We start from the raw sequence: 13644 nt of genomic DNA, 5'->3' as shown, positions 1-13644 counted from the left end.
CTTCCCGCCGAGGCCACTACTTTCAGGAGCGAACCTTATGAAGTTCACCAATGGATACTGGATGATCCGCGACGGCGTCGACGCGCTGTACGCCCGCGAGGCATACGAGCTCGGCATCGGCGCGGATGGCGAAAGCCTCAACGTGCTCGCCACCACCAGCAAGGTGCGCGGCCGTTACGACACCCTCAACCTGCCCACGTTCAACGTGGACGTCACCTCGCCCGCGGAAGGTGTGATCCGCGTCGTCGCCCAGCATTGGCAGGGCGCCACCGAGTATCCCGGCTTCCCGCTGAACGCCGATGAGACCGCCGGACGCGACTATGTGTCGGTGAAGGCGGACGGCGAGGGCGACGGCGAGGTCGGCGTGGACGGCGCGACCGTCGAACTGACCACCGGCGGTCTGACCGCGCGTGTGACCAAGGGCTCGCCGTGGAGCCTCGAGTTCCTCGACGCGGAAGGCAAGACGCTGACCGAATCCGCCGGCAAGTCGCTCGCCCGCTTCAAGCTCAACCCGATGTCCGCCGTCAGCGCGCAGCCGGTCGGCGAGTTCGGCGTCTCCATGGACGGTTCCGCGTACGACGAATCCGACGTGTTCTCCGCGATCCAGCTGCATCTGGGCGTGGGCGAGGAGGTGTTCGGCTTCGGCGAACGCTTCGGCGCGTACGTGAAGAACGGCCAGGTCATCGACATCTGGAACGAGGACGGCGGCACCGCATCCGAGCAGGGCTACAAGGACATCCCGTTCTACATGACCTCGCGCGGCTACGGCGTGCTCGTCAACAACCGCGGCCACGTCTCCTTCGAGGTCGGATCTGAGAACACCGAGGCCGTGCAGTTCTCCGTGCCGGGCGAGACGATCGACTTCTGCGTGATCTACGGTCCCACCCCCAAGCAGATCCTCGAGCGCTACACCGCGCTCGTGGGCCGCCCGGCCAACGTGCCGGCGTGGACCTACGGTCTGTGGCTGACCACCTCGTTCACCACCAAGTACGATGAGGACACGATCAACTCCTTCATCGACGGCATGGCCGAGCGTGACATCCCCCTAAGCGCCTTCCACTACGACTGCTATTGGATGCGTGAATTCCACTGGACCGACTTCGAGTGGGACAAGCGCTTCTTCGGCGATATCGAATCCACCCTCAAGCGTCTGCATGAGGACAAGGGCCTGCACATCTGCGCGTGGATCAACCCGTATATCGGCCAGCGCGGATCCATGTTCGCCGAGGGCAAGGCCAACGGCTATCTCGTCAAGAAGGCCAACGGCGAGGTCCGGCAGACCGACTTCTGGCAGGCCGGCATGGGATTGGTCGACTTCACCAATCCGGACGCCCGCGAATGGTTCAAGAACAAGGTCAAGGGCCTGCTCGCGCAGGGCGTCGACGCCATCAAGACGGACTTCGGCGAGCGCATCCCGCGCGATGTGGTGTGGTTCGACGGCTCCCCGAAGCTGTCGATGCACAACTGGTACACCCAGCTCTACAACCAGGCCGTCTTCGAGGCCATCGAGGAGACCTACGGCAAGGGACAGGCCTGCCTGTTCGCCCGTTCGGCCACCGTCGGCGGCCAGACGCAGCCCGTGCATTGGGGCGGCGACTGCGAGTCCACGTTCAACGGCATGGCGCAGACCCTGCGCGCCGGCCTGTCGCTGACGAGCTCCGGCTTCGGCTTCTGGAGCCACGACATCGGCGGCTTCGAGGGCGCGTTCCCCGATCCGGCCGTCTACAAGCGCTGGGTCGCCTTCGGTCTGCTCGGCTCCCACTCGCGCATGCACGGCTCCACCGTGTACCGTGTGCCGTGGCTGTTCGACGAGGAGGACGAGAAGAACGGCGTGGTCAACGCGCCCGGCCAGAGCGCGGTCGACGTGGCCCGCACGTTCACCAAGCTCAAGCTGAGCCTGATGCCGTACGTCTACCAGACCGGTCTGGCCCCGCATATCAACGGCACCCCGGTCATGCGCTCGATGTTCCTGGAATTCCCGGACGATCCGACCGCGCGCCCGCTCGACCGCCAGTACATGTTCGGCCCCGACCTGCTCGTGGCCCCCGTGTTCACCTACTCGGGCGAGGTCAACTACTATCTGCCCGCCGGCACTTGGACCAACTGGTTCACCGGCGAGACCGTGCGGGTGGTCAACGGCCAGTGGCGCACCGAAACCCACGGCTACGACACCATCCCGCTGTGGGTGCGTGACGGCAGCGTGCTCGTCACCAAGCCGGGCGCGGAACCCCCCGACTACGAGTACGGCAAGGACGCGCTGGTCCGTGTGTTCCTCGATCAGGTCGAGGCCGGCGAGGCCGTCGTCACCGAAGTCGATGGTTCCTCGGTGACCTTCACCGCACGCAAGGTCGATGGCGGCGTGGAAGTGTCCAGCTCCGACGGACGCGAGTTCTCCGCGGCCCTCGGCATGGGCGAGGCCGTCGCCTCCACCGGAGGGGTCGCGCGCCTCTGACGCGTGGCATGTCTCCTATCCGACCCATCGGATAGGAGACATGACGAAAGAAGGTCCCGTGTCCGTCACATCCGACGGATACGGGACCTTCCTGTATGATAGTGGGCTTTATGGGAGGCGGCGGGGAGCCGTCTTTGGGGATCGTCCCCTCATGTTTGTGCGGAGTTCGCGTCCGCGAGGCCGGTCCGGTCCGTCCGGGTTTTCCATTTTGCGGGCGGGACTGTGCGCCGCGGCCTTATCCGGGGTTTCGGATCAGTCGTGGGCGTTGACGAAGGTGGGCTGCTCGACGGCTCCGAGGCCGCCGTAGCGCTTGAATCCCCAGAGCAGGAGCAGGGATTTGGCGTAGGCCACCCATGCGAAACCGAAAAGAATCGCCAGAACTCGTATGAAAGGCACGAAATACGCGAGGGCGAGGGCGAACGTGTCAACGCCCAGCAACGCCAGCGAGCAGGGGAACGCCCTCCATGGGAACATCGCGGCAAGCTGCCATTGGCGTTTGAGGGGGTTCGCGAAGCGCGCCTGCAGGGGGAACAGGTATTCCGCGATCAGCACGACGACGATGGCGGCGATGATCAGCAGGATCAATGGTCCGTATGCGGCGTTGGAATCCCATGCGTTCCAGAAGGCGAGTCCGAAAACGATCGCGGCGGCGAGAAGGAACAGAAGAAGTCCTGAGATCAGGCCGTGTTTGAATTCGCGTTTGAAGCGCTTCAGATACTCCCGCACCAGACGAATGTCATCATGGTCGTTGTAGGCGAACAGCGTGCTGTACAAGGCCGCAAGCGCGGGTCCGATGGTCACCATGGGGATGGTGGTCAGAAGAAACACGAGATTCAAAGCGGTGAACCGTACCAGGGTGTTCATAAACTGCCAGAACGGGGCGTTGATATTAAATCGCATCGGTTCGTTCCTTCACTGCGCTGTGGATTGCCACCAATTGGTCATCTCTTATCTATAAGTATATAAATAAAGTACTGCATTGTCCAACGGGCGAGCGCCATCGGCGGACTTTTCCCATGCGGCGCTTCCGTTGGCGCGCGAATGCTTCGTGGAACGAAAGGGTTGTGAAGTGAAGGGGTGTTGCCTGTGAAAATGGCGTATTTGCGCGCCTTTCCGCGTGGCTGTAATAAGAGTTTCCGGTTATTCGGCGCGTTCGCACGCGGTCGTCACGGGGTGTCTCGGGAGGGTTTCGCCTTGAGTCCGTCGTCGCCGTGGGCGGGGAGGCGGCGACGCGACATGGTTAGTCGATTTGACAAACGTAATATCTTATTTATAAACTCCTAAATAACGGTGGTGAGAGCCGGGAGGCGCATAGAGTCGTGCCTGCTGCTTGGCCTCACCCTGCATTGCTTCAAAGGAGACAAAATGCAGACTGTGCCAACCATGAACGGCGAGGCCTCGCTGAACGCGAACGGCGGCGCCAGTGTGGTGGGGGAGGCGAATTCCGCGCCTGCCTCAGGTCCTACCGATCGCCGCGCCGCGCGCAAGGCCAGGAAGATGGCCGAGGCGAACAACTACAACAAGAAGCATGGATTCAGACTGTTCCTGCTGGTGGCGCCGCTGCTGGTCATGGTCGTCCTGTTCAGCTATCTGCCGCTGTTCGGCTGGGTCTACGCGTTCTTCGACTACCAACCGCCGATACCGCTGTCCGAAAGCGAATTCGTCGGCCTGCAGTGGTTCGAGATGATGGTGCAGAACAAAGCCCAGCTTCAGACCATCGGACAGGTGATGCTCAACACCTTCGCCATGTCCGGCCTGAACATCCTGACCTCGTTCCTGCCGGTGATCTTCGCCATCGCGCTCAACGAGATCCGTGCCAAGTGGTTCAAGAACATCATCCAGACGCTGACCACCCTGCCGAACTTCATCTCCTGGGTTCTGGTGTATTCCATCGCCTTCGCGATGTTCTCCTCCACCGGCATGGTCAACGATCTGCTGCAGAACCTGCATCTGATCACCGAGCCGATCAAGTTCCTCGACTCCGCCGACCACACTTGGCTGAAGATGCTGTTGTGGGGCCTGTGGAAGGGTCTCGGCTGGGGCTCCATCATGTACCTCGCGGGCATCGCGGGCATCGATCCGGAACTGTACGAGGCCGCCCAGGTCGACGGCGCGAACCGCTTCCAGCAGATCATCCACGTGACGATCCCGCAGCTGATGCCCACCTACTTCGTGCTGCTCATGCTGTCGATCTCCAACTTCCTGAACAACGGCATGGACCAGTACTTCGTGTTCCAGAACGCATTCAACACCAAGTGGATCCAGGTGCTGGACCTCTACGTCTACAACGTCGGCATGGGTCAGAACAGCCTGTCGCTCGGCACCGCGATCTCCATGCTCAAATCGCTCGTCTCCGTGGCGCTGCTGCTGATCGTCAACTGGCTGTCCAAGCGCACGCGCGGCGTGGGCATCGTCTGATCGACCGGGAAAGATTCAAGGAGCATTCATCATGGCAAGAGTCAAGCAGAGCGTCTCTCCGGCGATGCGCCGCACCCCTGGCGAGCGCGTCTACAACATCTTCAACATCATCTTCCTGTCGCTGTTCGCGCTGATCTGCACGTATCCGTTCTACTACCTGATCATCAACTCGCTCTCCGACAACTCGGCGGCCGCGGCGGGCGAGGTGACCTTGTGGATCCAGGGCTTCCATCTGGAGAACTACAAAACCGTGCTCGGGCTCGACGGCATGGCCACGGCGGCGTGGATCTCCGTGGCCCGTACCGTGATCGGCACCGCGCTCACCGTCATGGCCAGCGCCTATCTGGGCTTCATGTTCACCCAGCAGAAGATGTGGCACCGTTCGTTCTGGTACCGCTTCGTGGTCATCACCATGTACTTCAACGCCGGTCTGATCCCGATGTTCATCACCATGAAGAACCTCGGTCTGACCAACAACTTCTGGGTCTACGTGCTTCCCGCGGTGGTGCAGCCGTTCAACATCATCCTGGTCAAGACCTACATCGAGTCCATCCCGGCCTCGCTGCAGGAGGCCGCCGAAGTGGACGGCGCCAACACCCTGACCGTGTTCGGCAGGATCGTGCTGCCGATGTGCACCCCGATCCTGGCGACCGTGGCCATCTTCTCCGCCGTCGGTCAGTGGAACTCCTTCCAGGACACGCTGATCTACATGACGGACTCCAAGCTCTACTCTCTGCAGTATCTGCTGTACACCTACATCAATCAGGCAAGCTCCATCGCCAACAGTGTGAAGGCCTCGGGCACGGTGAACGCCGCGATGCTGGCCACCGCCGCGACCCCGACCGCCGTGCGCATGACGGTCTCCGTCATTGTGGTGCTGCCGATTATGTTCGTCTATCCGTTCTTCCAGCGCTTCTTCGTCAAGGGCATGATGCTCGGCGCGGTCAAGGGCTGATCCCACCGACAACCATTCGTCATCCGATCATTAACAAAAAGAGATAACAAGGAGGTTCCAATGGAACTCAAGAAGAAGCTCACCACGGCGCTTGCCGCCGGATTGGCTTCGGCGATGATGTTCTCCGTCGCCGCTTGCGGGGCGGACGATTCGTCGAGCGACAACGCCGTGGACGACGGGTCGCTGATGACCGTCGACGTCTTCTCCTCGACCGCGAACTACCAGGGCATGCAGAAGGGCTGGTTCGCGAAGATCGTCAAGGACAAGTTCAACATCGAGCTGAACATCATCGCCCCGAACGTGGCCGGCGGCGGCGACACCCTGTTCGACACCCGTTCCGCGGCCGGCGACCTGGGCGACATCGTCATCGTCGGCACCGGCAACGGCCGTCTGCAGAAGCTGGTCAAGTCGGGTCTGATCGTGGACATGACCGAGTATTACGACGATATGGAGAACGTCCAGAACTACCAGTCCGCCGTCGACGCCGTCACCGAGCTCGCCGGGCAGGACGGCGTGTGGGGCTTCCCGCAGGCCGTGTCCACCTCGTCACCGACCGAGCCGAACGAAGGTGTCGAGCCGGGCGCCGCTCCCTACATCCGCTGGGACTACTACCGCGAGATCGGATATCCGGAGATCAACGACCTCGACGACTTCCTGGACATGCTCAAGCAGATGCAGGACAAGGCCCGCGAGGACACCGGTGAGGACGACATCTACGCCCTGTCCCTGTTCAAGGATTGGGACGGCGATGTGATGCAGAACGCCCAGGCCATCGCCTCCTGGTACGGATATGGCCTGCAGAACTCCATGTTCGTCGCCGCCGACGGCTCCGACGTGCAGTCCGCCATCGACGAGGGCGGCGTGTACGAGAAGGCGTTGGAGTTCCTGAATAAGGCCTACCAGATGGGTCTGGTCGATCCCGAGTCCACCACGCAGAACTGGGACACCCTCTCCACCAAGGTGACCAACGGCAAGGTGCTGGTCTCCCTGTGGAGCTGGCTGGGCAAGCCTCGCCAGAACACCGCCGAGAACAAGGCCAACGGCGTGGGCTTCATGCTCGCCCCGATCGGTGACATGAAGGTCTACTCCGACGGCTTCAAGCCGAACGGCGACACATCCTCCATCATCGCCATCGGCTCCAAGGCCGAGAACAAGGCCCGTCTCGCCGAGTTCATCGACTGGCTGTACTCCCCGGAGGGCGTGTACGCCTCCGCCTCCAACTCGGGCGGCGCCGTGTGCCCCGAAGAGATGTGCTGGACCGTGAACGACGAGGGCCTGCCGGAGCTCACCGAATTCGGCGACAAGGCCATGAACGACGCCAGCGACCTGACCGTCTCCGACGAGTACGGCGGCGGCTCCTACAACGACGGCGTGTCCGCGCTCAACTTCAAGACGGTCGCCCAGAACGACATCGACCCGAACACCGGCGAAGCCTTCAACCAGCAGCTGTGGACCACGGTGCTGAACCAGACCGATGCCTTGCAGGACGATTGGGCCAGCCACATGGGCGGCGCCCAGACCGACATCGAATATCTGGAGAACAGCGGCAAGATCTCCGTCGCGGCGGGCGCCTCGTACGTCACCCCGGAGGAGGACTCCCAGATCTCCACGCTGCGCGCCTCCATCAAAACCGAGATCGTGAACGCCTCGTGGCAGGCCGTGACCGCCAGCAGCGACTCCGAGTTCAAGCAGATCCTCGACGAGATGCGCACCAAGGTCAATGATCTGGACTACGCGTCCGTGCGTGCTGTGGACGAGCAGAACGCCAAGGATCTGATCGCCGCCCGCGAGGCGATCGTCAAGCAGGCCGAATCCGAATCCGAGTGATTCCCGCGGCCGGGGCCGTCCACCGCGATTGGCCTCGGCCGTAACCGACCCACGTGATGCGGGGTGCCGAACCCGGATGGAACCCGGTGGGAGGCACCCCGCTTCATGTCTCCAGACCTTTCCCAGATACGACAGGAGCATCCTGATGATCGACATGCGGCATATCGATGACGTGATCGAATCCGGCCCGTACGAGCCCACATGGGAGTCGCTGTCCCGCGTCGAGGCGCCCGGCTGGTTCCCCGACGCCAAATTCGGCATCTTCACCCACTGGGGACTGTACACCGTGCCGGAATTCCGCAACGAATGGTATTCGCGCAACATGTACATCCAGGGCTATCCGGAATTCGAGCACCATGTGGCCGTCTACGGTCCGCAGAGGGATTTCGGATACAAGGACTTCATCCCGATGTTCACGGCCGAGGCCTTCGACGCCGACGAATGGCTCGACCTGTTCCAGGCCGCCGGCGCCCGCTATTACTTCCCCGTCGCGGAACACCACGACGGATTCCAGATGTACGCCAGCGAACTGTCGCACTGGAACGCCGTGGAGATGGGGCCCAAGCGCGACGTTCTCGGCGAGCTGCGCGAGGCCACGCTGCGCCACGGCATGCATTTCGCCGCTTCGAACCATCGCGCCGAGCACTGGTGGTTCATGGGCCATGGCCGTGAATTCGAATCCGACGTGGCCGAACCGATGTCCCGCGGCGACTTCTATTGGCCCGCCGAGCCGGAACCGGACAATCAGGACCTGTTCAGCGTGCCGCGCCCCGACCGCGAGTTCCTTGACGATTGGCTGCTGCGCGTGTGCGAGCTGATCGACGGATACCGCCCGGAAATGCTGTACTTCGACTGGTGGATCCAGCACGAGTCGTTCAAATCGTATATCAAACGCCTCGCCGCCTACTACTACAACCGGGGCGTCGAATGGGACGTTCCGGTGATCATCTGCTATAAGGACGACGGCATGGCCTTCGGCGCGGGGCTCGCGGATGTGGAACGCGGCGGCTATGCGGCCCCCACGCCGTTCGTCTGGCAGACGGACACCGCCATCGCCCGCAATTCATGGTGCTACACGAACAGCCTCGAATACAAGGGAATCGAGGAGCTTGTCATCACACTGATCGATGCGGTGAGCAAAAACGGCAACCTGCTGCTCAACGTCGGCCCGCGCGCCGATGGTTCGATCGCGCCGCACGACCGTATGCTGCTCGAAGGCATCGGCGCATGGCTGAGGGACAACGGCGACGGCGTGTACGGCACGCGTCCGTGGCGCATCTGCGGCGAAGGCCCCACCCAAGCCGGATCGGGCTCGTTCGCCGACCAGCAGGCGATCGAATGGACGGCCGCCGACTGGCGGTTCACGACGAAAAACGGCGACATCTACGCCTTCTGCCTTAATCCGAGCGGCGCGAAGGAGCTGTCGGTCGCCAGTTTCTTCGCCTATCACGACGGCCGGCGCGCGCCGTTCCACGGCATCGTCGCCGCGGTGGAGCAGTTGGGCGCGGGCCCGGTGGCATGGGAGCGCACGAACGAGGCGCTGCGCATCACGCCCGCCGCGCGGCCCGACGGGCAGGAAAGCATGCCGGTGGGATTCAAAATCACCGTCGCATAACCGACGAACGCCCCACGCCGCGATGGCGGGGACGAATCAGGAAGAGAGGGACCATGACCGTCATCACCGAAACCAATATGACCACGGCGCGCGATCTGCTCGCGCAACTCACGCTCGACGAGAAAATCGGCATGATCCACGGCTCGGGTCTGTTCCGCACCGAAGGGGTGCCGCGCTTGGGAATCCCCCCGCTGCGCATGGACGATGGGCCGATGGGCGTGCGTGCCGAGTTGCGCAACGACGAATGGAAGCCGCTGTACAACACGCGCGACCACGTGACCTACCTGCCCTCGGGATCCGCCGTCGCCTCCACATGGAACCCGGACCTCGCCCGCGCGACGGGCGAGGTGCTCGGCCAAGAGGCCCGCGGCCGCGGCAAGGACGTGATTCTCGGGCCCTCCATCAACATCAAGCGCAGCCCGCTGTGCGGCCGCAACTTCGAATACATGAGCGAGGACCCCACGCTCACCGCGGCCATGGGCGTCGCCTACATCCAAGGCGTGCAGGAGTCCGATGTGGCGGCGTGCGCCAAACACTACGCGGCCAACAGCCAGGAGACCGACCGGCTCGACGTCGACGAGACGATCAGCGAACGCGCGCTGCGCGAAATCTACCTGCCCGCCTTCGAGGAGGCGGTGAGGGACGGCGGCGCGCTGTCGCTGATGGGGGCGTACAACCTGGTCAACGGCGAGCAGTGCTGCGAATCCAAAAAACTGCTCGACGACGTTCTGCGCGGCGAATGGGGTTTCGACGGTTTCGTCGTCTCCGACTGGAGCGCGGTGAAACGCACCAAGCCCAGCGCCGAAGTGGGACTTGACGTGGAGATGTCGGTGACGTCGAATTTCGACGAGTACTATTTCGCGAATCCGCTGAAGGAGGCCATAGAGGCCGGCGAGGTCAGCGAGGCCGACGTGGACAGGAAGGTGTTCCGCGTGTTGTGCGTGATGGACGCGCTGCACATGCTGGGCGACGCCCGCGCCCGCCGCCAGGCCGGCGCCTACGCCACCATCGCGCACGCGCAGACCGCGCTGGACGTGGCCCGCGAATCCGTGGTTCTGCTCAAGAACGAATCCGGCCTGCTGCCGCTCGACGAGCATGCCATGCGCCGTCTGCTCGTCGTGGGGGCCAACGCCGACCGCATCCACTCCAACGGCGGCGGTTCGGCTATCGTCAAGGCATTGCACGAGGTGTCGCCGTTGCTGGGGCTCAACGGACAGCTGGGCGGCAACGTCGAAATCACCTATGCCCAGGGGTATGACGCCAAGCAGGTGGCGCAGGATGCCTCCTGGCAGGAGGAAAGCCTGGAGAACTCCGTCGGGGAACGCGTCGACGATTCCGAACGCGCGCGGGCCCTGCGCGGAGAAGCCGTGGCGTTGGCCCGTGAATTCGCCGCCTGCGGCGATCCCGTGCTGTTCGTCGGCGGACTCGACCACGAGCACGATCTGGAAGGCCGGGACCGTGAGGGCATGGTTCTGCCGTATGGGCAGGACGCTCTGATCGAGGAGCTGCTCGACGCCGCGCCGGACGCGATTCTCGTCTTCGTGGCCGGATCCCCCGTCGAGATGCCGTGGGAGCCCCGCGCCAAAGCCATCGTCTGGAGTTGGTATAACGGCTGCGAGGGCGGCACCGCGCTCGCCGAAACGTTGTTGGGCCGAGTGAATCCCAGCGGACGTTTGCCGGAGAGCTTCCCCCTCTCGTTGGCGGATTGCCCCGCCCATTCGGTCGGCACGTTCGGATCCGGCCTGCACGTCGACTACGCCGAGGACGTGTACGTCGGCTACCGGCATTACGAAACGCGCGGGGTGCCGGTGCGGTTCCCCTTCGGACATGGTCTGTCGTATACGGATTTCGTCTACGACGATCTGGATGTGCGCCGCGTGGACGGCGCGATCCGCGTGGGCTTCACCGTAACGAACACCGGAGTCCGCGCGGGCAAGACCGTGCCGCAGGTGTATCTGGGATTGGAGGGCGTCGGCGAGGACCGTCCGGTCAAGGAGCTCAAGGGCTTCGTCAAAGTGTCGTTGGAGGCGGGGGAGTCCCGACGGATCGTTGTGACGCTTGATGAGGGCAAGGCCCTGCGCTACTGGTCGAACGCGGCCGGGGCATACGCGTCGGCTCCGGAGGCGGGCGTGATGGTCGGCGAATCCGTGCGCGATATTCGCCTTCTTGGGCGTGTCGCATAGCCTTATTTATAGACTTATAAATAAGTCAATACATGACAGGGCCGCTTTCCTCTGGCGGGCGGCCCGCACTGCAAAGGAGCAAGGTCCTATGAAGTTCCTCAACGGAGGCTGGCTGATCCGCGACGGATACGACGTCAAGTACGCGGCCAACATCTACACGGCCAACGTCGAGCCCAAGAAGCTCACGTTGTTCTGCCCGTTCGGCGTGCCGATCCACCACCCGGGCCAGACGCTCGGCGGCGGCATCCTCACCATCGAGGTCACCTCGCCGCGTCCCGACATCATCACCACGCGCCTGATCAACCTGCGCAAGGACCGTTCGAACTGCCCCAGGTTCCAGCTCAACGAAACCGATCCGGACGTCGAGATCACGGAAAACGACGAGGCGTGGGAGTTCACCTCCGGCCGACTGACCCTGAGGATCGCCAAGGGCGAGACCATCGACTTCCAGTACCTCTACGACGGCAGGCAGATCGCGCACTCCGGCTGGCGCGCCAAGGCGCTGGTCACCGATCCGGACGGCCGACTGCACGTCTCCGAACAGCTCGATCTCGGCGTGGGAGAGAAGATCTACGGCCTGGGCGAGCGCTTCACCAACTTCATCAAGAACGGCCAGAGCGTCGAGATCTGGAACGAGGACGGCGGCACCGGCACCGAACAGGCGTACAAGAACATCCCGTTCTATCTGAGCAACAGGAACTACGGCCTGTTCGTGGACACCCCCGGCAAGGTCGGCTACGAAATCGGATCCGAGAAGGTCTCCCGCGTGCAGTTCTCCGTGCCCGGCGAGGAGATGAGCTACTCGGTGATCGGCGGCGAGAACCTCAAAGGCATCCTCAACACCTACACCGACCTGACCGGCAAGCCTCCGCTGGTGCCCGAATGGAGCTACGGCCTGTGGCTGTCCACCTCGTTCACCACCGACTACGACGAGAACACCGTGATGGAGTTCGTCGACGGCATGGCCGAACGCGACATCCCGCTGAGCGTGTTCCACTTCGACTGCCGTTGGATGAAGGAGCTCGAATGGTGCAACTTCGAATGGGACGAGTCCAAATTCCCCGACCCCGAGGGCATGCTGGCCAAACTGCATGAGCGCGGCCTGAAGGTGTGCGCCTGGATCAACTCCTATGTGGGCCAGAAGTCCCCGCTGTTCGAGGAAGGCGCGGCCAAGGGCTATTTCATCAGGAACGCCGACGGCTCCGCCTGGCAGTGGGATCTGTGGCAGGCCGGCATGGCCATCGTCGACTTCACCAACCCCGAGGCCACCGCGTGGTATCAGAACCACCTCAGGCGTCTGATGGCCCAGGGCGTCGACTGCTTCAAGACGGATTTCGGCGAGCGCATCCCCACCAAGGACGTGCGCTACTTCGACGGCTCCGACCCCGAACTGATGCACAACTACTACACCTACCTGTACAACAAGGCGGTGTACGACGTGATTGCCGAGGTCAAGGGCGCGGACGAGGCCATCCTCTTCGCCCGTTCGGCCACCGTCGGCGGCCAGCGGTTCCCCGTGCACTGGGGCGGCGACTGCTCGTCGAACTATCCGTCGATGGCGGAGTCCCTGCGCGCGGGCCTGAGCTTCGGCATGTCCGGCTTCGGCTACTGGAGCCACGACATCGCCGGCTTCGAGGACAAGCCCACCCCCGACCTGTTCAAGCGCTGGACCCAGTTCGGCCTGCTCAGCTCGCATTCGCGCTACCACGGCTCCACCGAATACAAGGTGCCGTGGCTGTACGGCGACGAGGCGGTGGACGTCTCCCGCGAGTTCACCAAGCTTAAGCTGCGTCTGAAGCCCTATCTGCTTGAGCAGGCGAAGGTCACGCATGAAACCGGCGTGCCGATGATGCGGGCCATGGTGCTCGAGTTCCCGGACGACCCCTCCTGCGAGGACATCGACACCCAGTACATGCTGGGCGACGATCTGCTGGTGGCTCCGGTGTTCAGCGAAGACGGCACCGCACGCTTCTACGTGCCGGACGCCGGCGGCGACCACGCGGGCGAGCCGTGGGTCAACCTGATCACGGGCGAAAGCCACGAGCCGGGCCGCTGGTACACCAAAACCTACGACTACCACACCCTGCCGGTGCTGGTGCGTCCGGGCGCGGACCCGCTGAACGCTTAAGCCGGCAATCGAACATCCAAACGCCCGACCGGTCCCGGCGTCGACCGGCGCGAGTCGAGGCGTCCG

8 protein-coding genes are annotated in these 13644 nt (G+C 63.3%); 7 read left to right on the top strand and 1 reads right to left on the bottom strand.

Going from position 1 to position 13644, the window contains the following annotated elements:
- The first annotated feature begins 37 nt into the window (after positions 1-37).
- Positions 38-2452 carry an alpha-xylosidase gene (gene yicI, locus BL8807_RS03245; protein ID WP_193057494.1) on the top strand — a complete coding sequence of 805 codons (2415 nt, stop codon included), beginning with the start codon at positions 38-40 and terminating at the stop codon, positions 2450-2452.
- 252 nt (positions 2453-2704) lie between these two features.
- Here the strand turns inward: yicI (BL8807_RS03245) and BL8807_RS03240 are convergent, their stop codons facing one another.
- Entirely contained in the window at positions 2705-3352 is a 648-nt protein-coding gene (locus BL8807_RS03240) for a YesL family protein (RefSeq protein ID WP_072724536.1), read from the bottom strand.
- 465 nt (positions 3353-3817) lie between these two features.
- On the opposite strand from BL8807_RS03240, the gene BL8807_RS03235 reads away from it, so the two are divergent.
- The 6 genes from BL8807_RS03235 to yicI (BL8807_RS03210) all read left to right on the top strand — a co-directional run bounded on the left by BL8807_RS03235 (position 3818) and on the right by yicI (BL8807_RS03210) (position 13578).
- The gene (locus BL8807_RS03235; RefSeq protein ID WP_226847452.1) at positions 3818-4870 is read left to right on the top strand and encodes an ABC transporter permease; all 1053 of its coding nucleotides are present in this window, start codon (positions 3818-3820) and stop codon (positions 4868-4870) included.
- 31 nt (positions 4871-4901) lie between these two features.
- Positions 4902-5825, top strand: coding sequence for a carbohydrate ABC transporter permease (locus BL8807_RS03230; protein WP_072724534.1), 924 nt, complete (start codon positions 4902-4904; stop codon positions 5823-5825).
- Between the two features lie 60 nt (positions 5826-5885).
- The gene (locus BL8807_RS03225; RefSeq protein ID WP_072724532.1) at positions 5886-7652 is read left to right on the top strand and encodes an extracellular solute-binding protein; all 1767 of its coding nucleotides are present in this window, start codon (positions 5886-5888) and stop codon (positions 7650-7652) included.
- A gap of 145 nt (positions 7653-7797) precedes the next feature.
- The gene (locus tag BL8807_RS03220) at positions 7798-9267 is read left to right on the top strand and encodes an alpha-L-fucosidase (RefSeq protein ID WP_072724530.1); all 1470 of its coding nucleotides are present in this window, start codon (positions 7798-7800) and stop codon (positions 9265-9267) included.
- Between the two features lie 53 nt (positions 9268-9320).
- Positions 9321-11450: a beta-glucosidase family protein gene (locus BL8807_RS03215; protein WP_072724528.1), complete on the top strand. Its 2130-nt coding sequence runs from the start codon at positions 9321-9323 to the stop codon at positions 11448-11450.
- A gap of 88 nt (positions 11451-11538) precedes the next feature.
- Positions 11539-13578: an alpha-xylosidase gene (gene yicI / locus BL8807_RS03210; protein ID WP_072724526.1), complete on the top strand. Its 2040-nt coding sequence runs from the start codon at positions 11539-11541 to the stop codon at positions 13576-13578.
- Positions 13579-13644: the final 66 nt, after the last annotated feature.

The sequence above is a fragment of the Bifidobacterium lemurum genome (assembly GCF_014898175.1).
Lineage (GTDB): Bacteria > Actinomycetota > Actinomycetes > Actinomycetales > Bifidobacteriaceae > Bifidobacterium > Bifidobacterium lemurum.
The sequence above is the reverse complement of the archived record's forward strand: the minus strand, read 5'-3'. Positions and strand labels throughout refer to the sequence as shown.